The organism is Escherichia sp. WS1152, assembly GCF_046487665.1.
GTDB classification, from domain to species: Bacteria; Pseudomonadota; Gammaproteobacteria; order Enterobacterales; family Enterobacteriaceae; genus Escherichia; species Escherichia coli.
In genome coordinates this window covers 335322-357455 of sequence record NZ_JBJQJA010000001.1, presented here as the reverse complement: position 1 = coordinate 357455, position 22134 = coordinate 335322, and the positions used below count along the sequence as shown (strand labels likewise).

The window sequence follows — 22134 nt, the reverse complement described above, 5'->3', positions numbered from 1 at the left end:
CGCCCCGTCTGACTTTCACTTTACGAGACGAAGAGAGGTTGATGATGAAAATTGGCGTATTCGTACCTATTGGCAACAACGGCTGGCTCATTTCGACCCACGCGCCGCAGTACATGCCGACCTTTGAACTGAATAAAGCCATCGTGCAAAAAGCGGAGCACTACCATTTCGATTTCGCCCTGTCGATGATCAAACTGCGTGGCTTTGGCGGCAAAACTGAGTTCTGGGATCACAACCTTGAGTCGTTCACCTTGATGGCGGGGCTGGCGGCCGTGACCTCGCGCATTCAGATTTACGCCACTGCCGCCACCTTAACGTTACCTCCGGCAATCGTCGCCCGTATGGCCGCAACCATCGACTCAATCTCTGGCGGACGTTTTGGCGTCAACCTCGTGACTGGCTGGCAAAAGCCCGAGTATGAGCAGATGGGTATCTGGCCTGGCGATGACTATTTCTCCCGTCGTTACGACTATCTCACCGAATATGTTCAGGTGCTGCGCGACCTGTGGGGTTCGGGGAAAAGCGATTTTAAAGGCGATTTTTTCACCATGAATGATTGTCGCGTCAGTCCGCAACCGAGTGTACCCATGAAAGTGATCTGCGCCGGGCAAAGCGACGCTGGCATGGCGTTCTCCGCCCAGTATGCCGATTTCAACTTCTGTTTCGGCAAAGGCGTAAATACACCCTCGGCTTTCGCCCCGACCGCTGCGCGGATGAAACAGGCCGCAGAGCAAACCGGGCGCGACGTTGGCTCTTATGTATTGTTTATGGTGATTGCCGATGAAACCGACGATGCCGCTCGCGCCAAATGGGAACACTACAAAGCGGGCGCGGATGAAGAGGCGTTAAGCTGGCTAACCGAACAAAGTCAGAAAGATACCCGCTCCGGTACTGACACCAACGTCCGTCAGATGGCCGATCCCACTTCGGCGGTAAACATCAATATGGGGACGTTAGTCGGTTCTTACGCCAGTGTCGCGCGCATGTTAGATGAAGTCGCAAGCGTGCCTGGTGCCGAAGGCGTGCTGTTAACCTTCGACGATTTTCTGTCGGGAATCGAAACCTTCGGCGAGCGCATTCAACCACTGATGCAGTGCCGCGCCCATCTCCCTGTGCTGACTCAGGAGGTGGCATGATGACGACATTAACCGCTCGACCGGAAGCCATTACCTTCGATCCGCAGCAAAGTGCGCTGATCGTGGTGGATATGCAAAACGCCTATGCCACGCCAGGCGGCTACTTAGATCTCGCCGGGTTTGATGTCTCAACCACTCGCCCGGTCATTGCCAACATTCAAACCGCCGTGACTGCAGCGCGAGCGGCAGGGATGTTGATCATCTGGTTTCAAAATGGCTGGGATGAACAGTATGTCGAGGCTGGCGGCCCTGGCTCACCGAATTTTCATAAATCGAACGCCCTGAAAACCATGCGTAAACAGCCGCAGCTGCAGGGGAAATTGCTGGCGAAAGGCTCCTGGGATTATCAACTGGTGGATGAACTGGTGCCGCAGCCTGGCGATATTGTGCTGCCGAAGCCGCGCTACAGCGGTTTCTTCAATACGCCGCTGGACAGCATTTTGCGCAGCCGCGGAATACGCCATCTGGTTTTCACCGGCATCGCTACCAACGTCTGCGTCGAATCGACGCTACGCGACGGCTTTTTTCTGGAGTATTTCGGCGTGGTGCTGGAAGACGCAACTCACCAGGCGGGGCCGGAATTTGCGCAGAAAGCTGCGTTGTTCAATATCGAAACCTTTTTTGGCTGGGTCAGCGACGTCGAAACGTTCTGCGACGCGCTTTCTCCCACGTCCTTTGCTCGTATCGCTTAAGGAGTTTAACGATGCCAAAATCCGTAATTATTCCCGCTGGCAGCAGCGCACCGCTGGCCCCCTTCGTTCCCGGCACGCTGGCTGATGGCGTGGTGTATGTCTCCGGTACGCTGGCTTTTGATCAACATAATAACGTGCTGTTTGCCGATGACCCAAAGGCGCAAACCCGCCACGTTCTGGAAACCATCCGCAAGGTGATCGAGACGGCGGGTGGCACGATGGCGGATGTGACCTTCAACAGCATCTTTATTACCGACTGGAAAAATTACGCCGCGATTAACGAAATCTACGCCGAGTTTTTTCCGGGTGATAAACCGGCGCGATTCTGCATTCAGTGCGGACTGGTAAAACCTGACGCGCTGGTGGAAATCGCCACAATTGCGCATATCGCCAAGTGAGGCCGCGATGAAACTTTCACTCTCACCTCCCCCTTATGCTGATGCACCCGTAGTGGTGTTGATTTCGGGTCTTGGCGGTAGCGGCAGTTACTGGTTACCGCAACTGGCGGTGCTGGAGCAGGAGTATCAGGTAGTCTGTTACGACCAGCGCGGCACCGGCAATAATCCCGACACACTGGCAGAAGATTACAGTATCGCCCAGATGGCAGCGGAACTGCATCAGGCGCTGGTAGCCGCAGGGATTGAGCATTACGCGGTGGTCGGCCATGCGCTCGGTGCGCTGGTGGGAATGCAGCTGGCGCTGGATTATCCCGCGTCGGTAACTGTGCTGGTCAGCGTTAACGGCTGGCTACGAATAAACGCCCATACGCGCCGCTGTTTTCAGGTTCGCGAACGATTACTGTATAGCGGCGGCGCGCAGGCATGGGTGGAAGCGCAGCCGTTGTTCCTCTATCCCGCCGACTGGATGGCGGCCCGCGCACCTCGCCTGGAGGCAGAAGACGCGCTGGCACTGGCACATTTTCAGGGCAAAAATAATTTACTGCGTCGACTTAACGCCCTCAAACGCGCTGACTTTAGTCACCATGCGGATCGCATCCGCTGCCCGGTGCAAATCATCTGCGCCAGTGATGATCTGCTGGTGCCATCAGCATGTTCCAGTGAACTTCATGCCGCCCTGCCCGATAGCCAGAAAATGGTGATGCGCTATGGCGGACACGCCTGCAACGTGACCGATCCCGAAACGTTTAATGCTCTGTTACTCAACGGGCTTGCCAGCCTGTTACATCACCGTGAAGCTGCCCTGTAAGGAATTGCTATGAACGAAGCCGTTAGCCCAGGTGCGCTTAGCACCCTGTTCACCGATGCCCGCACTCACAACGGCTGGCGGGAGACACCCGTCAGCGATGAGACGTTACGGGAGATTTATGCCCTGATGAAATGGGGGCCGACATCAGCTAACTGTTCTCCGGCACGTATCGTGTTTATCCGCACTGCAGAGGGAAAAGAACGTCTGCGCCCGGCGCTTTCCAGCGGCAATCTGCAAAAAACCCTGACCGCGCCCGTCACCGCTATCGTCGCATGGGACAGTGAATTTTATGAACGGTTACCGCAACTGTTTCCTCACGGCGATGCCCGCAGTTGGTTTACCTCCAGCCCACAACTTGCCGAAGAAACAGCGTTTCGCAACAGTTCCATGCAGGCGGCTTATCTTATCATCGCCTGCCGTGCGCTGGGGCTGGATACCGGCCCGATGTCGGGTTTTGACCGTCAACACGTAGACGACGCTTTTTTTGCAGGCAGCACGCTGAAGAGCAATCTGCTGATTAATATCGGCTATGGCGATAGCAGCAAACTTTTTGCGCGCCTGCCACGTCTGTCCTTTGAAGAAGCCTGCGGGCTGTTGTAAGGAGCAAACTATGAACATTGTCGATCAACAAACTTTTCGCGATGCGATGTCCTGCATGGGTGCGGCGGTCAATATCATCACCACGGACGGTCCAGCCGGGCGCGCCGGGTTCACCGCCAGCGCCGTCTGCAGCGTGACCGACACGCCTCCCACATTACTGGTGTGCCTGAATCGTGGGGCGTCCGTCTGGCCGGTATTCAATGAAAATCGAACGCTGTGTGTAAATACACTTAGCGCCGGGCAGGAGCCGCTTTCAAACCTTTTTGGCGGCAAAACGCCCATGGAACACCGCTTTGCCGCCGCCCGCTGGCAGACGGGTGTGACCGGATGCCCGCAACTGGAAGAGGCGCTGGTTTCGTTTGACTGCCGTATCAGCCAGGTGGTGAGCATCGGCACCCACGACATTCTGTTTTGCGCCATCGAGGCGATTCATCGTCATGCCACACCCTACGGGCTGGTGTGGTTCGATCGCAGTTATCACGCGCTGATGCGCCCTGCTTGTTAACCTCCTTAAGGAGACAGCTGATGGCAATGTTCGGTTTTCCTCACTGGCAGTTGAAATCGACCTCTACAGAGAGCGGCGTGGTCGCGCCGGATGAACGATTGCCGTTTGCTCAGACGGCAATAATGGGCGTTCAACACGCGGTGGCGATGTTTGGCGCGACGGTGTTAATGCCGATTCTGATGGGGCTGGATCCCAATCTTTCCATTTTAATGTCAGGGATCGGCACGTTACTGTTTTTCTTTATTACCGGCGGGCGCGTGCCCAGTTATCTCGGCTCCAGCGCGGCTTTTGTCGGCGTGGTGATCGCCGCAACGGGCTTTAACGGTCAGGGCATTAACCCGAATATCAGCATTGCGCTGGGCGGGATTATCGCCTGTGGGCTGGTTTATACCGTCATTGGCCTGGTGGTGGTGAAAATCGGCACGCGCTGGATTGAACGGCTAATGCCGCCGGTGGTGACGGGTGCGGTGGTGATGGCGATTGGCCTGAACTTAGCGCCTATCGCAGTGAAAAGTGTATCGGCTTCGGCCTTTGATAGCTGGATGGCGGTAATGACGGTGCTGTGTATTGGGCTGGTGGCGGTGTTTACCCGTGGCATGATCCAGCGGTTATTGATTCTCGTAGGATTAATTGTCGCCTGTCTGCTGTATGGCGTGATGACCAACGTTTTAGGGCTGGGAAAAGCCGTCGATTTTACTCTCGTCAGCCATGCTGCCTGGTTCGGTTTGCCACATTTTTCCACTCCTGGTTTTAATGGTCAGGCAATGATGCTGATTGCGCCCGTGGCGGTGATTCTGGTGGCGGAAAACTTAGGCCATCTCAAGGCGGTCGCCGGGATGACCGGACGCAATATGGATCCGTATATGGGACGGGCATTCGTCGGTGATGGGCTGGCGACGATGCTTTCTGGTTCTGTCGGTGGCAGTGGCGTAACCACCTACGCCGAGAATATCGGTGTAATGGCCGTGACAAAAGTCTACTCGACGCTGGTGTTTGTTGCTGCTGCCGTCATCGCCATGCTGTTGGGCTTTTCACCGAAATTTGGCGCGCTGATTCATACCATTCCGGCCGCGGTGATTGGTGGTGCATCAATTGTTGTGTTCGGGCTGATTGCCGTCGCAGGCGCAAGGATATGGGTACAAAACCGTGTCGATTTAAGCCAGAACGGTAATTTGATTATGGTCGCAGTAACCTTAGTGCTGGGCGCGGGTGATTTTGCTCTCACGCTGGGCGGTTTTACGTTGGGAGGAATCGGTACAGCAACCTTTGGCGCGATTTTACTCAATGCGTTATTAAGCAGAAGGTTGGTTGACGTTCCACCGCCAGAAGTTGTTCATCAGGAGCCATAAACAGAAAACCGCCGGGATTACCGGCGGTGATGACTTTTTGACGAGCTTAAGAAAAAAATGCATTCGTCATTGATTAGCCCGGCTAGTTGTCGCTTTTGCCGTGACTGCTCTTGCCACCTTTTTTACCTGCTTCAGATGCGCGCTGCGGATCATTCTTGAAATTACCCCCGCTGTGCTGTCCACCTTTTTTACCTGCTTCTGATGCTCTTTCGCGGTCTTCTGCAAAATTGCCGGAACCGCCTCGATGGTTTGCCATTACTGACCTCCGTCTGGGTATAGACATCATATTGCATAGAATTAACGCGGCGTATGGCGGCTGCCATATTTTCGCTACGTGGGACTAAGCTTAGTGAACTGACGTGTTTCTACCCGCGTTTGGTAATATCCTGCAACAGCTTCTTAGCGAGAATAGATATCATCTCCAATAATTATCCATAAGCCGCTCTTATGATTAAAAAAACGCGATGAGATAAAAATGTGTCATTTTGCGACAAAATTGCGTGCTTGTGAAAGTTGTTATAAATCAAATAAGTGGTTGTGAAATTTGCACTCTGAAAAGGACGTCTTATCTTTAAATAAGTGGTAGCGAATCGCTACGGAATAGAGATAACACGAGGAGTGGTTAGAAATGGCTAAAGTTCTGGTGCTTTATTATTCCATGTACGGACATATTGAAACGATGGCACGCGCAGTCGCTGAGGGTGCAAGCAAAGTGGATGGCGCTGAAGTTGTCGTTAAGCGTGTACCGGAAACCATGCCGCCGCAATTATTTGAAAAAGCAGGCGGTAAAACGCAAACTGCACCGGTTGCAACCCCGCAAGAACTGGCCGATTACGACGCCATTATTTTTGGTACACCTACCCGCTTTGGCAACATGTCCGGTCAAATGCGTACCTTCCTCGACCAGACGGGCGGCCTGTGGGCTTCCGGCGCACTATACGGAAAACTGGCGAGCGTCTTTAGTTCCACCGGTACTGGCGGCGGTCAGGAACAAACCATCACATCCACCTGGACGACCCTTGCGCATCACGGCATGGTGATTGTCCCCATTGGCTACGCAGCGCAGGAATTATTTGACGTTTCACAGGTTCGCGGCGGTACGCCGTACGGCGCAACCACCATCGCAGGCGGTGACGGTTCACGCCAGCCCAGCCAGGAAGAACTGTCTATTGCTCGTTATCAAGGGGAATATGTCGCAGGTCTGGCAGTTAAACTTAATGGCTAATCTTCAACAGGAGGATACGCATGCCAACTCAAGAAGCGAAAGCTCATCACGTCGGTGAATGGGCATCTCTGCGCAATACGTCGCCGGAAATAGCCGAGGCCATTTTCGAAGTCGCCGGGTACGACGAAAAAATGGCGGAAAAGATTTGGGAAGAAGGTAGTGATGAAGTGTTAGTCAAAGCCTTTGCTAAGACCGATAAAGATTCGCTTTTTTGGGGCGAACAGACCATCGAACGTAAAAACGTTTAACCAGCGACTCCCCCGCTTCTCGCGGGGGAGTTTTCTGTTATTTCACCGCTTCATTCAACACGCTATCAAACTTATCCATCGGGCAGAAACCATCAGCGTCTATCGGGCAACCGCTTAATTCCAGCGTCACGCGCTGCGCAGGTGCCTGCAGGGTTAACGCATCGGCATTACGTAACTGTTCCGCACTCTGGTACACATATTCAATTTTCATCAAATCGCGATTGGCTTTGCTGTCATGCCAACGCTGGAAAACGATTTTGCCGCCAATCGGCGTGCGTTCGTTCTGGTCATGCAACTGATACGGTTTGAAATCCAGCGCCGTTAACAGAGAGGCAATGTTGGAGTCATGCCCAACTAACACCGTGATTTTTGGTGCACTGGTGCGATCGGTGACCAGGGCTTTGTCGATATAACTGACCAGCGGTTTCGCAACATTGCGCGCCACTTCCGGTGAGGTAAACAGGCTGTCCTGGTAACCGTTTTTCAGCTTCGACAACACCTTCCATTGCTGGTCAGATTTGATTTCTCCCCAGGCCACCTGATCCATCGGAAAACCTTCGTAGTATTGCAAAGTAAACGCATCTACCAGCGAGTTGCCGACTTTCAGCGGCCCGGAAACACCTGGTTCTTGTTGATACTTCGCGCTAAAGGTATTTTTGCCATCCACCAGCGAACACTGTTGTTTCTCTTTACAGGCAGGGGAATCTTTATAGTTAACGATTTTTTCCAGTAGCTGGTAGCTGTCGGTAAGCTGGAGTTTGCTGAGCTCTTTCTCCATTGCCGCCACCGCCTGTTCACTGAATGCGGCGGAATCATCGGTGATCACCGGGTTAAAGGTTGGGTCCATGGTGCCCATTTTTTCCTGGTGATGCACAGGAATATCACACCCCGGGAATGCGCCGGTAATAAAGAACTGTGCGGTCGCGACAGTACGTTGCAGACTATTGGCATAGGCATAAACGGTGTCCGGCGGCGGGCATTCCCCCGATTTCACCATTCCCTGCTCTGCCAGCCATTCACGCATGTAATGGCCCATATACACTTCGAGCACGCCACCTTTGGTGGTGAGTTGCCCACCGGGGACGTCCCATTCGGGCCATTTATTCGGCGTCGACTGCTCCAGCACACTGCCATTGTTCGCCAGCGGCGCACGTAAGTTATGGCGGCTCATCATGAGCACTTGCTGTAGCTGATAGCCTTCCGGTACGGTTTGTGCCTGAGCATTTGAAGCGAGTAAAACTATCCCTGCCACAGTTGCGGCGATTAGCGTTTTGTTCATTCCTGGCACCTCTTTTGTTATCAATCACTAAAGAGTGTGACAGAAATATGACTTTTTTCCGGGAACAGGTTCGCAAAATGGCTTGTTGAACACCTGTTTTTCTATATACATCTTTAAAAACAGGCAAACTATGCCAGATTAGCCTCTGCCTCGCGTACGCCGCTGATGATTACACCTGTGGCTAAATAGAATATCAGCGGCGTTACTAATACAGAGGCAATAGTACCAATAATAAGAGAAGTGAGGCTAATAACAATGGTTTATAGCACATGCCTTTGTCATTAAATTGCATAACGATTTAAATAGTCAAGTTGCGCATTCATTTCCTTATTGTTTAACTTGTAAGCCTGAGCAAAAAGTTCAGGAGGGAGGTAAACGTCATAATGATTGCCAGTGTTTATTAAATAACCATACTCAAGATCTTCATCTGTTGAAAAGGATTCATTCCCTAAGGAGATTGATGCTACATTACTATTAACAATAAATAATGAGCAAATGCTATCTGAAAGAACAGAAAGAAAATTCTTCACCGCTTTAATCCTATCCGACGTGTCGGTATCTAAAGCAAGCAAATTCTTGTTATCATTAAATATAAACTCGGGTAAATGCAGGATACATTTTTCGTTATTCAAGCAACTATCAATGAATTGTTTTTTAAAAAAAAGAAAGCTCCATGACATGGGACTACCCACACCCTGAATTTTGTTGTCAGATTGCAGATCAACGCCAAATAATGTCTTAACATCTTCCCTGAGATTATAGAATGCCGTATCAACAAGAGCCTCGATCGTTTGTTTATCAACAATTTTAATAAACTCTTCGTATACTTGCTTTTGCGTCTTATGGCTGCCCAGCGCCCATGAATACTCATGTTGTTTTAAAACCAGTATGGCCCTTAACAGACAATAGCCATCGCCATCTACTGGAGCGTATTTTAATCCATAAGTTTTATTAATTTCACTCTGAATAAAAGATATACCAGACAAATCAATACCAGAATCTAAATCAGATATTCCCGGCGTATTTATCCATTCTGGCTGGATACTCATATTTTCATCATTATCAAAACAATAATCAGAATAAACATCATCACACGCATTAATGTTTTCAATATATTCCATAAAGCCATACCAATAATAACCTTTAAAATCTGTGATAGACTCTGAACCTCTACCCGGCAAGGATACTCTAACAATATCAACATCTTCAACATATTGTATAGTATATGTAATACCTCCTGAAACCCCTGAATAAATTTGTTTATCATTAGTACGCAATGTTTTCATAAATAATGATAAATCATTATCATTCTGTATTTCCTCAAATTCTTTTTCTAGTGAATCGCATTCCAGGCATGGAATGTAGTCTTCAGCTTGTTGACGTCTGATTTCTTTATACAACCGCATAAAACACACCAGTGTGTTTTCAAAAAGCGTGATTGAATATGTTTTATTTTTTTCGTACTCATTTTTTATATCGTTCCAGGCTTGCTTCAAATAATTATTTGCAGTGCAACTAATTCCATGTATATTACCCATATATAGCGCCTATAAAATTTAATAAATAATGACGCCCTAGTTAAACTTAAAGTGCCTGGTTCAACTATCAAAAATCGCTCACCCTTTTTCACCTGTTTAAAATATGTTCAGCAACCCATCTTGATGGCGACATCCTCTCCGCGATGATTTCAATAACATATTCTGTGTTGGCATATGAAATTTTGAGGATTACCCTACACTTATAGGAGTTACCTTACAGGGGTTCCTTCAATTTGTGTTGATTTACGCGAGATAACGCTATGGAATTAAAGGATTATTACGCCATCATGGGCGTGAAACCGACGGACGATCTCAAGACAATCAAGACCGCCTATCGTCGACTGGCCCGTAAATACCATCCTGATGTCAGCAAAGAACCGGATGCCGAAGCCCGCTTCAAAGAGGTCGCTGAAGCCTGGGAAGTGTTAAGTGATGAACAACGTCGCGCTGAGTATGATCAGATGTGGCAACATCGCAACGATCCGCAATTTAACCGTCAGTTCCACCATGGCGACGGTCAGAGTTTTAACGCCGAAGATTTTGATGATATCTTCTCGTCAATTTTCGGTCAGCATGCCCGCCAGAGCCGTCAACGCCCCGCCACACGCGGCCACGATATTGAAATCGAAGTGGCGGTATTCCTCGAAGAAACGCTTACTGAGCATAAGCGTACCATCAGCTATAACCTGCCGGTTTATAACGCCTTTGGCATGATCGAACAGGAAATCCCGAAAACGCTGAATGTGAAGATCCCGGCAGGCGTCGGCAATGGTCAACGTATCCGCCTGAAAGGCCAGGGGACGCCGGGCGAAAACGGCGGTCCAAATGGCGACCTGTGGCTGGTGATTCATATTGCGCCACATCCGCTGTTTGATATTGTCGGCCAGGATCTGGAAATTGTGGTGCCGGTTAGCCCGTGGGAAGCGGCGCTGGGTGCTAAAGTCACCGTTCCAACACTGAAAGAAAGCATTTTGCTGACTATCCCGCCTGGCAGCCAGGCCGGGCAACGATTGCGCGTTAAAGGCAAAGGTCTGGTGAGCAAAAAACAGACCGGCGATCTGTATGCGGTACTGAAAATCGTGATGCCGCCGAAACCGGATGAAAACACTGCCGCGCTGTGGCAGCAACTGGCAGACGCCCAGTCGTCTTTTGATCCACGTAAAGATTGGGGGAAAGCATAATGGCTAATGTTACGGTGACTTTTACTATTACCGAATTTTGCCTGCATACCGGCATCTCTGAAGAGGAATTGAATGAAATTGTCGGTTTGGGGGTGGTTGAACCGCGTGAGATCCAGGAAACAACCTGGGTATTTGACGACCATGCCGCCATTGTGGTGCAACGCGCGGTACGTCTACGTCATGAACTGGCTCTGGACTGGCCGGGGATCGCGGTGGCGCTGACGTTAATGGATGATATTGCGCACCTGAAGCAGGAAAACCGCCTGCTGCGCCAGCGGCTTTCCCGGTTTGTAGCTCATCCGTGATGTGTGTTTGCCGGATGTGATGACGCATCTTAGCCTGCCTGCAAAGAGTACTTTTCCTGTGGGCCGGATAAGGCGTTCACGCCGCATCCGGCGGCGGTGCCCTAATGCCTGATGCGACGCTAAACGCGTCTTATCAGGCCAACAAACGACGTTATCTGTTTTGGTGGTCGCCCTCAACTAACACCAGCAATAACTGGCTTAGTGCCGCGTAAAAACCAAAGCTGTCATACTGACGACAACGCGAAGCAAACTCTGGTAACCATTGCCACAGCGCCGTTAGCGTTTTTTGCCGCAAACTGTCAATTCTTCGCGCAGGAACCGTCCCCTCTCCCAGCGAAAAATGCAGATGACTCAACAACTCGAGATAGATCGCCAGATGATCTGCTGGTTCGTTGAAATTGCCGCTGGTTTCCATCCCTGCCTCAACTAACAAGCGTTTAATCTCTTGCTCGTCCTGTTTGTAGGCCGATGCATACGGCAGCGCCGCTTGTTTGTCAGTCATCAGAAACAGGCCGCAAAAGTCAGCGGCCAGTTCCAGACGGGCATCGTCACGTACTGTCAGAGTGGCAACACGGTTTTCCAGCTCATCCACCGCCGCAGTGAGCGGCGGTTCGCTTTTCAGCAACGAAAACCATTCAGCCATCTGCGCACTGGCGATTTGCGTCAGTTGTTCATCGTCCAGTTCACGGGAGAACAACTGCGCCAGCCAGGCGTAAACACAGGCTATCTGTTGTGCTGTCAGCGTGGTCATGATTTCACCTGCGACGCGGGAACATATTCGCACTGCGCCACCATCTCCACGGGGCCGTTAAACGCCGTCACCTGATCCACTGTTCCGTTGTACTTCTCAATTTCCACCAGCGTAGTGTGCGCACTGGTCGCCTGCGCCAGCTGCGAAGTACCGATGTCGATGGTCAACACGTTGGGGTTACCGTATTTGCACAGCGCACCAGGCTCGCCGCCTTTATCTGGATCGTACCATGCCCCTTCATGAATTCGCGCCACGCCGGGTGCATAGCGGTCAGAAACGACTGCCCCTGCCAACACCTGACCACGGGCGTTAAAGACACGTACCACATCACCGTGACGAATACCGCGCGCGCTGGCATCCTGCGGGTTAATGAACACTGGCTCTTTACCCGCTACCGTATATTGCTGACGCAGAGTTTCCGACTCACATAACTGCGAGTGAAGTCGGAAATCCGGATGCACAGATTGCAGATGCAACGGATACGTCTGCGAGCCAGGCCCACCGTGGGAGCGTTCGATTTTCTCAAACCACATCGGATGCCCCTGACAATCGTCGTAGTTCATATCGGCGATGGTTTTCGAATAGATCTCAATCAGGCCACTCGGCGTGCCCAGCGGTTCGAGATCCGGATCTTCGCGGAATGCCTGGTGGCGAACAAACATCTGCGGATGGTCAAACTCGACGTACTCTTTGTTATTCCAGAAGTCATCAAACGCTGGCAAATGAACGCCGCGTCCTTTGCCTTGCTGAACACCTTCCTGCCAGATGCGTTTCAGCCAGCCCATTTCGTCCAGCCCTTCGGTAAAGGCTTCTTCGCGATTAAAGCGGCGGCACAGCTCACGGAAAATATCAAAGTCGTTGCGCGCCTCGAACTGCGGCGGCACGACCTGTTTCATGGCGATAATGCCACGGTTGGAGTGGTTGCCGTACTGGTCGAGATCGTTACGCTCAAACTGCGTGGTCGCAGGCAGCACGATATCGGCAAAGCGGCAGGTTGAGGTCCACTGGTTATCTATGGCGATAACCGTTTCCAGCTTGCGCCAGCCTTCAATAATGCGGTTGATCTGCTGATGGCGATGGAATGGGTTAGTTCCGGCAAAAATACACATTTTCAGCGGCGGCAGTTTTACCGATTTACCGTTCCAGTTGATCACTTTCCCCGGTTCGAGGATCGCATCGATAAAACGGGCAATCGGAATGGTGCTGCTGTAGCCTTTGTAATCACTGTTGTCGTGAACAGGCGGAATCGACGTAGAGCCGGAGAAACCACTCAGAATAACGCCTTTACGCCCCGGCGTGCCTGCGCCGTTATAGTGCCAGCCAAAACCAAAGCCACCACCTGGCAGGCCAATTTGCCCCAGCATCGCCGCCAGAACCACAATCATCCACGCCCACTGTTCACCGTGCTGCATACGCTGTACGCACCAGCCAGCAATAATCTGCGTTCTGTTCGCCGCCATCTGCCGCGCCAGTCCACGAATGGTTTCGGCATCAATGCCGGTCAGTTTTTCAGCCCATGCGGCATCTTTCGGCTGACCGTCTTTCTCACCCAGCAGATACGGCAGGAACTGCTCAAAACCCACACAGTAGTTAGCGAGGAAGTTTTTGTCGTACAGGTTTTCACTGTACAGCGTATGCGCCAGCGCCAGTTGCAGCGGCACGTCAGTTTGCGGGTTAACCGCAATGTGCTTCACATGCTCGCGCCCCAGATACTCATGGGTGGATGTAACAACCGGATCGATGCTAATGACCTCAATTTCACCGGCGGCGACTTTCGCTTTCAACTGCGCGTAATATTCATAAACATCGTGATCCGGGCACCACCAGTTCGCTTGCTGGTTTTTCAGCAAATCGGAGCCCCACAGCACAATGGTTTTGCTATTCTTCAATACCAGCGGCCAGGAGGTTTGCTGTTCATACACTTCCATCGAACCGACTACGCGCGGCAGGATCACCTGCGCAGCACCAGTAGAGTAATCTCCGCCCGTACCAACGCTATTACCATGCAAGGCAATAGCTTTCGCCAGCATCCCCGAAGCGTTATGGAACATCCCCGTCGATTGCCAACCACTGGCGGTCAGCAAGGCACTCGGCCCGTGAGTTTTCTGTACGCGTTCCAGTTCTTCATAGAACATGTCGAGGGCTTCATCCCAGCTCACACGCACAAAACGGTTATCACCGCGCTGGGAGGTGTCGCTCAGATGGCGCTTACGCAGCCAGTCCACGCGTACCATCGGATAACGAATACGCGCCGCGTTGTGTACGTGGTCCGGCAATCCGGCGATCATTTTCGACGGATATTTATCCAGTTCGAACGGTTTTGCCGCCACAAAGCGACCATCCTTCACCGTCGCGCGGATAGCCCCCCAGTGCGACCCGGTAAGAATACCCTCTTTCGAGATGACAGCCTCAGTCGCCGCTTGCGCCGCAGTCGCACGGCGCGGCGTTAACAATGACGGCCCCAGCATCCCGGCGACGGTTAAGCCGCCGAGTTGTGCCAGAAAACGCCGACGTGATGCCTGAAAGAGATCGTTATTGTTCATTATTTTTCTTCCTTCTTATCGCCGTGAGCCTTACCTGCGGTGTCAGACGCATTCATTTGCAGATATTTCAACAAGGTGCGTTCTTCACGTTTATCGAGGCTGGTAAAGCCAATCATGCCGTTGAGCGTGCCGATCCAACCGTTAGCGTCAAAGTGGGAGATTTCCGGTGCGCCGTGGCACTGGTTACAGGTGCCGTTGTACAACGAATCAGCATAAGCCCAGATCGGTTTGATATCGTTCACCATGTCACCTTTCTTCATCCACGCGGTGGCTTGCAACTTGCTCCACTCGGTATTGGTGTCGGCTACGGTGGTTTTCTCCAGCGTTTTCACCTGCTGCTGCACATCACCACGAATCGAGGCAACAAAGATGCGCTTACCTGGGAATTGGGTGAGTACACGCTGACGTCCGGCGCTTTCTGTCCAGCCGGTAATTTCAATTTGCAGCCAGTCGCCGTCACGTTTAAGGACTTTCACTTCCGAAGCAGGCAGCAGTGAACCAGACGCTTCTTTATCGCCTTTCGCCGCATAAATTGGCTTAATATCAATAGAGTACAGCGTGTCACCACTGTCATTAGCACTGGCGCGCAGCTCATCGAACTGCTTACGGAAGCCGCTACTCATATCCGGTAACTGGTGGGCAATACCTTTATGACAGTCGATGCAGGATTGATTATCTTTCGCTGCCACCTTCATCTGACGTGCCGCTTCAGGATGCTGCTTCGCATGATCCATCGCGTCGTAGTTATGGCAGGAGCGGCAGGTTGCCGAGTTGTTTTCTTTCATTCGCGCCCATTCACGCTCGGCAAGTTCCGCGCGTTTGGCTTCGAATTTCTCAGGTGTATCAATGGAGTGGGCAATAAAGGTCTGGTAGATATCGTTGCTCGCTTCCAGTTTACGCTTCACCATGCCTGGAATATCCGGCGGGATATGACAGTCATGGCATTCAGCTCGCACGCCGGAGGCGTTCTGGAAATGCACCGACTGTTTATATTCTTCATACACCGGTTGCATACTGTGGCAACTGACACAAAATTCGGTTGTGCTGGTGACTTTGATCCCAACGTGTGGCAATACAATCAGCGCAATGCCAATCACAATCCCAATAGCGACCAGCGCCAGTACCGACCAACGAGCACTGGGTCGGCGTAGCGCGTTCCAGAATTTCCGCATAATAGCCCCTGTAAAATTATGGTTTAGTGAAGCGATCTTAATGAGCAAATATGAACAGCGGCACTGGTCAGGATGAATGGCTTACGGCAGAATATGAACAGATATGAACAGAATGAGTAAAACCCTCTGATGCCACATCACATTGTTATTGTTGAAGATGAGCCGGTTACCCAGGCGCGATTACAATCCTACTTCACTCAGGAGGGGTATACCGTTTCCGTTACGGCGAGCGGTGCCGGGCTACGGGAAATTATGCAGAATCAGCCGGTGGATTTAATTCTGCTGGATATCAACTTGCCCGATGAAAATGGCCTGATGTTAACCCGCGCCCTGCGAGAACGCTCAACGGTGGGGATTATTCTGGTTACCGGACGCAGCGATCGGATTGACCGTATTGTTGGGCTGGAAATGGGCGCAGACGATTACGTCACCAAACCGCTGGAACTGCGCGAACTGGTAGTACGGGTAAAAAATCTGCTCTGGCGAATCGACCTCGCGCGACAAGCTCAACCGTACACTCAGGACAACTGCTATCGCTTTGCGGGTTATTGCCTGAATGTGTCGCGCCATACGCTGGAGCGGGATGGCGAGCCGATTAAACTGACCCGCGCAGAGTATGAAATGTTGGTGGCATTTGTGACCAATCCGGGAGAAATTCTCAGCCGTGAACGTCTGCTGCGTATGCTTTCTGCGCGTCGGGTGGAAAACCCTGACCTGCGCACCGTCGATGTGTTAATTCGTCGTTTACGCCATAAACTCAGCGCGGATTTACTGGTGACGCAACATGGCGAAGGTTATTTCTTAGCCGCTGATGTGTGCTGATAAAAATAGACCGGACGAAATCCCCCCGGTGACAGCGAGCGGCGGATATGTTCTCGGTCGGCATTTTTCGGCGTCAGAACTAAAATCGGTGGGCTGACATTATCAGACACCGATTGCCCCTGTAATTGCCTGATGGCCTGCTCAACTGCCAGTTCCCCCTGCCAGACCATTTGATCGCTGGCAGCCATAATCACTCTTCCCCGCTTCAGCCCGCGATACACCTGATGTGAAAGATAAAACGACACCACGGTAAGCGGCGTTTTCAGGTTACGCCCTTCCCCCATTGCCGCCTCTGCCGCAATGGCCGTTCCGGCAACGACGTCGATTTCTGGATGGCGTTCCAGCATCTCCTGCAACAGGTTACGCTGGATTTCAATATCGTTATCACCAAGCGCAATATCAACAATACGCACCGGGCTTCCGGCAATGGCTGCGCGAAAACCCTCGACCATCTCCTTACTGCCCCCGGCGTTATCGGGTCCGGGCATCAACAGCACGTTCAGTGGTTTACCGTGCGCCCATTGCACCAGATATCGCCCAGGTTGATAGCCCATCTGAAACCAGGGTACACCAACGCGGCTTTTCACCTGGGGAGCATCAATAGCATTTACCAGTTCGATCACCGGCAGACTTGCTACCTGCTTTTGCAGATCGGGAAATGACTTCGTGCTACTACCGAGCAAAATGGCCTCTGCGCCCCACTGTTTACACTGGTCGATTTGTGCTTGCTGGGTAGCCAACTGGCTGTAGCCGCCTGCCTCCAGCACTTTTAAATCCACACCGTAGCGGCGAGCAGCCTCCTGCATACCATAGTTCAACGATAACCAGTATGAATCTTTCAGGCTGGGATAAAGCGCGCACAGTTTCCAGGCGCGTTTGGCTTTAAGCGGCATAGAGGCTTGCACCGTGAAATGCTGCGCATCATGCCAGCGCAACAGGTTATCAGCCGAAAATGCCGGCAACATGAAAAGGGAAAGAAGTAAAAATAGCAGTACGCGCATGATAGCCTCATCAATAATAAGGCTTTATGCTAGATGCATTCCGCTTTGCGACTCAACATTTTTCACCTTAAGTGCACCGACCGTGAATTTAACCCTGACCCGAAGACTCTGGATGGGCTTTGCCCTGATGGCACTGTTAACCCTGACCAGTACCCTGGTGGGATGGTACAACCTGCGCTTTATCAGCCAGGTGGAAAAAGACAATACTCAGGCATTGATTCCTACCATGAATATGGCGCGCCAGTTGAGCGAAGCCAGCGCCTGGGAACTTTTCGCCGCGCAGAACCTGACCAGTGCCGATAACGAAAAGATGTGGCAGGCGCAGGGGCGAATGCTCACCGCACAAAGCCTGAAGATTAATGCGTTGCTGCAAGCGTTACGGGAACAAGGTTTTGATACCACCGCTATTGAACAACAGGAGCAGGAGATCTCCCGTTCGTTACGTCAGCAAGGGGAACTGGTGGGGCAGCGTTTGCAACTGCGCCAGCAACAACAGCGACTCAGTCAGCAGATAGTCGCTGCCGCCGATGAGATCGCACGCCTGGCGCAAGGTCAGGCGAATAATGCGACAACTTCCGCTGGAGCGACCCAGGCCGGGATTTACGATTTGATCGAACAAGATCAGCGTCAGGCTGCTGAAAGTGCACTCGACCGGCTGATTGATATCGATCTTGAGTATGTTAACCAGATGAATGAACTGCGCCTTAGCGCCCTGCGGGTGCAGCAAATGGTGATGAATCTGGGGCTGGAACAGATCCAGAAAAATGCGCCAACGCTGGAAAGGCAGCTCAATAATGCGGTGAAAATTCTGCAACGTCGGCAAATACGCATTGAAGATCCGGGAGTTCGTGCGCAGGTCGCAACAACGTTAACTACCGTTAGCCAATATAGCGATCTGTTGGCGCTGTTCCAGCAGGACAGTGAAATCAGCAATCACCTGCAAACTCTCGCCCAAAATAATATCGCCCAGTTCGCGCAGTTTAGTAGCGAAGTCAGTCAGCTGGTCGACACCATTGAGCTGCGCAATCAGCATGGACTGGCGCATCTGGAAAAAGCCAGTGCACGCGGGCAATACAGCCTGTTATTGCTGGGGATGGTTTCACTTTGCGCACTGATTCTGATCCTCTGGCGCGTGGTTTATCGCTCAGTCACGCGTCCACTTGCCGAACAAACGCAGGCGCTGCAACGGCTGCTGGACGGTGATATTGACTCCCCTTTTCCGGAAACCGCTGGCGTACGGGAGCTGGATACCATCGGGCGGCTGATGGATGCGTTTCGCAGCAGTGTTCATGCACTGAATCGCCACCGCGAACAGCTGGCGGCGCAGGTCAAAGCACGTACAGCTGAATTGCAGGAACTGGTGATAGAACACCGACAGGCACGGGCGGAAGCAGAAAAAGCCAGCCAGGCAAAATCGGCGTTTCTGGCGGCGATGAGCCATGAGATCCGCACACCGCTGTACGGTATTCTCGGCACCGCACAGCTACTGGCAGATAACCCCACACTTAACGCCCAGCGTGATGATTTGCGGGCAATTACTGACTCTGGTGAATCGTTGCTGACCATCCTCAACGATATTCTCGATTATTCGGCTATCGAAGCAGGTGGCAAGAATGTTTCGGTCAGCGATGAGCCCTTTGAACCGCGCCCGCTGCTGGAAAGTACCCTGCAATTAATGAGCGGACGGGTGAAAGGTCGCCCGATTCGCCTGGCAACGGCAATTGCCGATGATGTACCGAGCGCGTTAATGGGCGATCCGCGGCGTATTCGTCAGGTCATTACCAACCTGTTGAGCAACGCCCTGCGTTTTACTGACGAAGGGCAGATCGTTTTACGTAGCCGTACTGATGGTGAGCAATGGCTGGTCGAAGTGGAAGACAGCGGCTGCGGTATTGATCCCGCGAAACTGGCAGAAATCTTCCAGCCATTTATTCAGGTAAGTGGCAAACGCGGCGGCACCGGGCTGGGGCTGACTATCAGTAGCCGTCTGGCCCAGGCGATGGGCGGCGAACTGAGCGCCACCAGCACGCTGGAGGTTGGAAGCTGTTTTTGTTTACGCTTGCCGTTACGTGTTGCCACAGCACCCGCGCCAAAAACAGCCAATCAGGCGGTGCGTCTGGACGGTTTACGTTTGCTGTTAATTGAAGATAACCCGCTAACCCAGCGAATTACCGTTGAGATGCTGAACACCAGTGGTGCGCAGGTTGTTGCTATTGGCAATGCCGCGCAGGCTTTAGAGACACTGCAAAATAGCGAACCGTTTGCTGCCGCACTGGTGGATTTTGATCTGCCGGATATCGACGGCATTACCCTTGCCCGGCAACTGGCACAGCAATATCCGTCGCTGGTTTTGATTGGCTTTAGCGCTCATGTCATTGACGAAACGCTGCGCCAGCGTACCAGTTCACTATTTCGCGGGATTATCCCTAAACCGGTGCCGCGTGAAGTGCTCGGTCAGTTACTGGCGCACTATCTCCACCTGCAAGTCAATAACGATCTACCACTTGATGTATCGCAACTCAATGAAGATGCTCAATTAATGGGGACGGAGAAGATCCACGAATGGCTGGCATTATTTAAACAACATGCCCTGCCGCTTCTCGATGAAATCGACATTGCCCGCGCCAGCCAGGACAGCGAGAAAATAAAGCGTGCCGCGCATCAGCTAAAAAGCAGTTGCTCGAGTCTGGGAATGCGTAGCGCCAGTCAGCTATGCGCACAACTGGAGCAGCAGCCATTATCTGCCCCCCTTCCACACGAAGAAATTACACGCAGTGTTGCCGCTCTGGAAGCATGGTTGAATAAGAAAGACCTGAACGCGATTTGAATCAATATCAGCCAGTTAAGAATAACTAGAATAGTGGCATTTGGTATGCAACTTAACGGACTGGCAAAATCATGGCAGAGAAAAAAAGAACCCGCTGGCAGCGGCGGCCAGGCACGACGGGCGGCAAATTACCGTGGAATGACTGGCGCAATGCCACGACCTGGCGTAAAGCGACGCAATTCTTACTATTGGCAATGAATATTTATATTGCCATCACGTTCTGGTATTGGGTGCGCTATTACGAAACGGCAGGTAGTACGACATTTCTCGCCAGACCGGGAGGTATCGAAGGCTGGCTACCGATTGCCGGTCTGATGAATCTGAAATATAGCCTTGCAACAGGTCAGTTACCGTCCGTCCACGCCGCCGCGATGCTGTTATTGGTCGCTTTTATCGTCATCAGTCTATTACTCAAAAAGGCCTTTTGCTCATGGTTATGCCCGGTTGGTACGCTTTCTGAATTAATCGGCGATCTCGGTAACAAACTGTTTGGTCGGCAATGTGTCCTTCCCCGCTGGCTGGATATTCCTCTGCGCGGCGTGAAGTATTTGCTGTTGAGTTTTTTTCTCTATATCGCGTTATTGATGCCCGCTCAGGCGATTCACTATTTTATGTTGTCGCCCTACAGCGTGGTGATGGACGTAAAAATGCTCGATTTCTTTCGTCATATGGGGACCGCGACATTAATCAGCGTGAACGTTTTGCTGATTACCAGCCTGTTTATTCGCCATGCCTGGTGTCGTTATCTTTGCCCATATGGCGCGCTGATGGGCGTGGTTTCGCTATTATCGCCGTTTAAGATTCGTCGCAATGCCGAAAGTTGTATCGATTGTGGCAAATGCGCAAAAAATTGCCCATCACGGATCCCGGTCGATAAATTAATTCAGGTACGAACAGTGGAATGTACCGGCTGTATGACTTGCGTAGAGTCATGTCCGGTAGCCTCAACATTGACCTTTTCACTGCAAAAACCTGCGGCAAATAAAAAAGCCTTTGCGTTGTCTGGCTGGTTAATGACGCTACTGGTTCTGGGGATTATGTTTACGGTGATTGGTTACGCAATGTATGCAGGAGTATGGCAAAGCCCGGTGCCGGAGGAATTGTACCGACGCTTAATTCCGCAAGCGCCAATGATTGGTCACTAAATTAGCAACAAGCGGAACATCACCTCGCACGGGGTGATGTTCACAAAATCACATTATTTTGATTTTGACATCATAACTTTCAAGCCCGGTCATTTTTTCTCGCGCGGTGAAGCGAATTTCAGAGACTTCTTTCCCTGTATTCTTGTTCAGCTCGGCGATTTTTTGCGCGATAAAGTCGGCGATTTCCGTTTCGGCTTGTTTTTTTAACTCTTCAATATTCACTGTTAACCTCTTCTGGTCTTAAAAGACAGCAACACGCCAGTAAGGTGTTGGTTCCCGGTACCCTGGTCAGGTAAGAAATGTTATAAGCCATCTCCCCGAAAGATTCAATAATCAACAGGTTATCGCTTACTATACATACAGCGTTGAAGAAAAATAAGGCAGATATAAAAAAGGCTCCACGAGGGAGCCTGATATTATTTTGTGAAATCCAGCGGCGCATGGTCAGTGCGTATTTGCAGCGCGACGTTATCAAAGGTGATCATCGTCGATTTACAAAAAATACACTTAGCGCCCAAAGGGTTTCGCTCCGTCACATCGAATGCCGATGTGCGGTACTGTGAACCATGACAACATGGACAGCGGAAATGGAGATGTTGAGTAATAACG

The 22134-nt window shown here is 51.6% G+C and carries 24 protein-coding genes; 14 read left to right on the top strand and 10 right to left on the bottom strand.

Features of this window, described 5'->3' with window-relative positions:
* The first annotated feature begins 44 nt into the window (after window positions 1–44).
* The 7 genes from rutA to rutG are packed head-to-tail and all read left to right on the top strand — an operon-like array spanning window position 45 to window position 5488.
* Window positions 45–1136: a pyrimidine utilization protein A gene (rutA, locus tag ACJHW7_RS01665; protein WP_021556669.1), complete on the top strand. Its 1092-nt coding sequence runs from the start codon at window positions 45–47 to the stop codon at window positions 1134–1136.
* Window positions 1136–1828: a peroxyureidoacrylate/ureidoacrylate amidohydrolase RutB gene (gene rutB, locus ACJHW7_RS01660; RefSeq protein WP_001307708.1), complete on the top strand. Its 693-nt coding sequence runs from the start codon at window positions 1136–1138 to the stop codon at window positions 1826–1828. The genes rutA and rutB overlap by 1 nt, the downstream gene beginning before the upstream one ends.
* Before the next feature lie 11 nt (window positions 1829–1839).
* Window positions 1840–2226: a 3-aminoacrylate deaminase gene (gene rutC, locus ACJHW7_RS01655; protein WP_001126780.1), complete on the top strand. Its 387-nt coding sequence runs from the start codon at window positions 1840–1842 to the stop codon at window positions 2224–2226.
* Window positions 2227–2233: 7 nt separating this feature from the next.
* A complete protein-coding gene (gene rutD, locus ACJHW7_RS01650) occupies window positions 2234–3034 on the top strand; it encodes a pyrimidine utilization protein D (RefSeq protein ID WP_001382997.1) in 801 nt (266 codons plus the stop codon).
* A gap of 9 nt (window positions 3035–3043) precedes the next feature.
* A complete protein-coding gene (locus ACJHW7_RS01645; RefSeq protein ID WP_001001169.1) occupies window positions 3044–3634 on the top strand; it encodes a malonic semialdehyde reductase in 591 nt (196 codons plus the stop codon).
* 10 nt (window positions 3635–3644) lie between these two features.
* Complete coding sequence (gene rutF / locus ACJHW7_RS01640) at window positions 3645–4139, top strand: NADH-dependent FMN reductase RutF (protein WP_001028092.1); 495 nt, start codon at window positions 3645–3647, stop codon at window positions 4137–4139.
* A 20-nt stretch (window positions 4140–4159) separates the two neighbouring features.
* Window positions 4160–5488, top strand: coding sequence for a pyrimidine utilization transport protein G (gene rutG, locus ACJHW7_RS01635; protein WP_021556668.1), 1329 nt, complete (start codon window positions 4160–4162; stop codon window positions 5486–5488).
* A gap of 82 nt (window positions 5489–5570) precedes the next feature.
* On the opposite strand, the gene ACJHW7_RS01630 is transcribed toward rutG, so the two are convergent.
* Complete coding sequence (locus tag ACJHW7_RS01630) at window positions 5571–5744, bottom strand: general stress protein (RefSeq protein ID WP_001273658.1); 174 nt, start codon at window positions 5742–5744, stop codon at window positions 5571–5573.
* 372 nt (window positions 5745–6116) lie between these two features.
* Between ACJHW7_RS01630 and wrbA the strand changes: the two genes are divergently transcribed.
* Together wrbA and ACJHW7_RS01620 are read left to right on the top strand one after the other, a co-directional pair.
* Window positions 6117–6713 carry an NAD(P)H:quinone oxidoreductase gene (gene wrbA, locus ACJHW7_RS01625; protein ID WP_001151437.1) on the top strand — a complete coding sequence of 199 codons (597 nt, stop codon included), beginning with the start codon at window positions 6117–6119 and terminating at the stop codon, window positions 6711–6713.
* A gap of 20 nt (window positions 6714–6733) precedes the next feature.
* A complete protein-coding gene (locus tag ACJHW7_RS01620) occupies window positions 6734–6961 on the top strand; it encodes a YccJ family protein (protein ID WP_001143120.1) in 228 nt (75 codons plus the stop codon).
* Window positions 6962–6998: 37 nt separating this feature from the next.
* On the opposite strand, the gene agp is transcribed toward ACJHW7_RS01620, so the two are convergent.
* Together agp and ACJHW7_RS01610 are read right to left on the bottom strand one after the other, a co-directional pair.
* Window positions 6999–8240 carry a bifunctional glucose-1-phosphatase/inositol phosphatase gene (gene agp, locus ACJHW7_RS01615; protein WP_001044306.1) on the bottom strand — a complete coding sequence of 414 codons (1242 nt, stop codon included), beginning with the start codon at window positions 8238–8240 and terminating at the stop codon, window positions 6999–7001.
* A gap of 281 nt (window positions 8241–8521) precedes the next feature.
* Window positions 8522–9778 (bottom strand): YccE family protein, encoded by a 1257-nt coding sequence (locus tag ACJHW7_RS01610; protein ID WP_021556667.1) that lies wholly within the window; start codon window positions 9776–9778, stop codon window positions 8522–8524.
* A gap of 260 nt (window positions 9779–10038) precedes the next feature.
* Between ACJHW7_RS01610 and cbpA the strand changes: the two genes are divergently transcribed.
* Together cbpA and cbpM are read left to right on the top strand one after the other, a co-directional pair.
* Complete coding sequence (gene cbpA, locus ACJHW7_RS01605) at window positions 10039–10959, top strand: curved DNA-binding protein (protein ID WP_000420621.1); 921 nt, start codon at window positions 10039–10041, stop codon at window positions 10957–10959.
* Window positions 10959–11264, top strand: coding sequence for a chaperone modulator CbpM (cbpM, locus tag ACJHW7_RS01600; RefSeq protein WP_000024560.1), 306 nt, complete (start codon window positions 10959–10961; stop codon window positions 11262–11264). Before cbpA ends, cbpM begins: the two co-directional genes overlap by 1 nt.
* 151 nt (window positions 11265–11415) lie before the next feature.
* Here the strand turns inward: cbpM and torD are convergent, their stop codons facing one another.
* From torD to torC, 3 genes are read right to left on the bottom strand one after another with little or no spacing between them, the layout of a single operon-like run.
* Window positions 11416–12015: a molecular chaperone TorD gene (gene torD / locus ACJHW7_RS01595; RefSeq protein ID WP_000209881.1), complete on the bottom strand. Its 600-nt coding sequence runs from the start codon at window positions 12013–12015 to the stop codon at window positions 11416–11418.
* Entirely contained in the window at window positions 12012–14558 is a 2547-nt protein-coding gene (torA, locus tag ACJHW7_RS01590; RefSeq protein WP_001063119.1) for a trimethylamine-N-oxide reductase TorA, read from the bottom strand. Before torA ends, torD begins: the two co-directional genes overlap by 4 nt.
* Window positions 14558–15730, bottom strand: coding sequence for a pentaheme c-type cytochrome TorC (gene torC / locus ACJHW7_RS01585; RefSeq protein ID WP_001225229.1), 1173 nt, complete (start codon window positions 15728–15730; stop codon window positions 14558–14560). Before torC ends, torA begins: the two co-directional genes overlap by 1 nt.
* 129 nt (window positions 15731–15859) lie before the next feature.
* Here torC and torR point away from each other — a divergent pair, with 129 nt between their 5' ends.
* Window positions 15860–16552: a two-component system response regulator TorR gene (gene torR, locus ACJHW7_RS01580; RefSeq protein ID WP_001120119.1), complete on the top strand. Its 693-nt coding sequence runs from the start codon at window positions 15860–15862 to the stop codon at window positions 16550–16552.
* Here torR and torT read toward each other — a convergent pair.
* A complete protein-coding gene (torT, locus tag ACJHW7_RS01575) occupies window positions 16525–17553 on the bottom strand; it encodes a TMAO reductase system periplasmic protein TorT (RefSeq protein ID WP_021556666.1) in 1029 nt (342 codons plus the stop codon). The genes torR and torT overlap by 28 nt on opposite strands.
* A gap of 82 nt (window positions 17554–17635) precedes the next feature.
* Here torT and torS point away from each other — a divergent pair, with 82 nt between their 5' ends.
* Window positions 17636–20380 carry a TMAO reductase system sensor histidine kinase/response regulator TorS gene (gene torS / locus ACJHW7_RS01570; protein WP_071781258.1) on the top strand — a complete coding sequence of 915 codons (2745 nt, stop codon included), beginning with the start codon at window positions 17636–17638 and terminating at the stop codon, window positions 20378–20380.
* Window positions 20381–20451: 71 nt separating this feature from the next.
* A complete protein-coding gene (locus tag ACJHW7_RS01565) occupies window positions 20452–21525 on the top strand; it encodes a 4Fe-4S binding protein (RefSeq protein WP_021556664.1) in 1074 nt (357 codons plus the stop codon).
* 48 nt (window positions 21526–21573) lie between these two features.
* On the opposite strand, the gene ACJHW7_RS01560 is transcribed toward ACJHW7_RS01565, so the two are convergent.
* Genes ACJHW7_RS01560 through ACJHW7_RS01550 form a run of 3 tightly spaced genes read right to left on the bottom strand, consistent with a single transcriptional unit; the run spans window position 21574 to window position 22130 of the window.
* Window positions 21574–21747 carry a GnsA/GnsB family addiction module toxin gene (locus ACJHW7_RS01560; protein ID WP_001019197.1) on the bottom strand — a complete coding sequence of 58 codons (174 nt, stop codon included), beginning with the start codon at window positions 21745–21747 and terminating at the stop codon, window positions 21574–21576.
* Window positions 21737–21967 carry a protein YmcE gene (ymcE, locus tag ACJHW7_RS01555; RefSeq protein ID WP_001309400.1) on the bottom strand — a complete coding sequence of 77 codons (231 nt, stop codon included), beginning with the start codon at window positions 21965–21967 and terminating at the stop codon, window positions 21737–21739. Before ymcE ends, ACJHW7_RS01560 begins: the two co-directional genes overlap by 11 nt.
* Window positions 21942–22130 carry a cold-shock protein gene (locus ACJHW7_RS01550; RefSeq protein WP_071524879.1) on the bottom strand — a complete coding sequence of 63 codons (189 nt, stop codon included), beginning with the start codon at window positions 22128–22130 and terminating at the stop codon, window positions 21942–21944. Before ACJHW7_RS01550 ends, ymcE begins: the two co-directional genes overlap by 26 nt.
* Window positions 22131–22134 lie beyond the last annotated feature (4 nt).

What these genes read in the sequence shown, in the direction of transcription:
- rutA (WP_021556669.1), top strand. Translation starts at nt 45, where the DNA reads ATGAAAATTGGCGTATTCGTACCTATTGGCAACAACGGCTGGCTCATT.
- rutB (WP_001307708.1), top strand. Translation starts at nt 1,136, where the DNA reads ATGACGACATTAACCGCTCGACCGGAAGCCATTACCTTCGATCCGCAG.
- rutC (WP_001126780.1), top strand. Translation starts at nt 1,840, where the DNA reads ATGCCAAAATCCGTAATTATTCCCGCTGGCAGCAGCGCACCGCTGGCC.
- rutD (WP_001382997.1), top strand. Translation starts at nt 2,234, where the DNA reads ATGAAACTTTCACTCTCACCTCCCCCTTATGCTGATGCACCCGTAGTG.
- ACJHW7_RS01645 (WP_001001169.1), top strand. Translation starts at nt 3,044, where the DNA reads ATGAACGAAGCCGTTAGCCCAGGTGCGCTTAGCACCCTGTTCACCGAT.
- rutF (WP_001028092.1), top strand. Translation starts at nt 3,645, where the DNA reads ATGAACATTGTCGATCAACAAACTTTTCGCGATGCGATGTCCTGCATG.
- rutG (WP_021556668.1), top strand. Translation starts at nt 4,160, where the DNA reads ATGGCAATGTTCGGTTTTCCTCACTGGCAGTTGAAATCGACCTCTACA.
- ACJHW7_RS01630 (WP_001273658.1), bottom strand. Translation starts at nt 5,744, where the DNA reads ATGGCAAACCATCGAGGCGGTTCCGGCAATTTTGCAGAAGACCGCGAA.
- wrbA (WP_001151437.1), top strand. Translation starts at nt 6,117, where the DNA reads ATGGCTAAAGTTCTGGTGCTTTATTATTCCATGTACGGACATATTGAA.
- ACJHW7_RS01620 (WP_001143120.1), top strand. Translation starts at nt 6,734, where the DNA reads ATGCCAACTCAAGAAGCGAAAGCTCATCACGTCGGTGAATGGGCATCT.
- agp (WP_001044306.1), bottom strand. Translation starts at nt 8,240, where the DNA reads ATGAACAAAACGCTAATCGCCGCAACTGTGGCAGGGATAGTTTTACTC.
- ACJHW7_RS01610 (WP_021556667.1), bottom strand. Translation starts at nt 9,778, where the DNA reads ATGGGTAATATACATGGAATTAGTTGCACTGCAAATAATTATTTGAAG.
- cbpA (WP_000420621.1), top strand. Translation starts at nt 10,039, where the DNA reads ATGGAATTAAAGGATTATTACGCCATCATGGGCGTGAAACCGACGGAC.
- cbpM (WP_000024560.1), top strand. Translation starts at nt 10,959, where the DNA reads ATGGCTAATGTTACGGTGACTTTTACTATTACCGAATTTTGCCTGCAT.
- torD (WP_000209881.1), bottom strand. Translation starts at nt 12,015, where the DNA reads ATGACCACGCTGACAGCACAACAGATAGCCTGTGTTTACGCCTGGCTG.
- torA (WP_001063119.1), bottom strand. Translation starts at nt 14,558, where the DNA reads ATGAACAATAACGATCTCTTTCAGGCATCACGTCGGCGTTTTCTGGCA.
- torC (WP_001225229.1), bottom strand. Translation starts at nt 15,730, where the DNA reads ATGCGGAAATTCTGGAACGCGCTACGCCGACCCAGTGCTCGTTGGTCG.
- torR (WP_001120119.1), top strand. Translation starts at nt 15,860, where the DNA reads ATGCCACATCACATTGTTATTGTTGAAGATGAGCCGGTTACCCAGGCG.
- torT (WP_021556666.1), bottom strand. Translation starts at nt 17,553, where the DNA reads ATGCGCGTACTGCTATTTTTACTTCTTTCCCTTTTCATGTTGCCGGCA.
- ACJHW7_RS01565 (WP_021556664.1), top strand. Translation starts at nt 20,452, where the DNA reads ATGGCAGAGAAAAAAAGAACCCGCTGGCAGCGGCGGCCAGGCACGACG.
- ymcE (WP_001309400.1), bottom strand. Translation starts at nt 21,967, where the DNA reads ATGCGCCGCTGGATTTCACAAAATAATATCAGGCTCCCTCGTGGAGCC.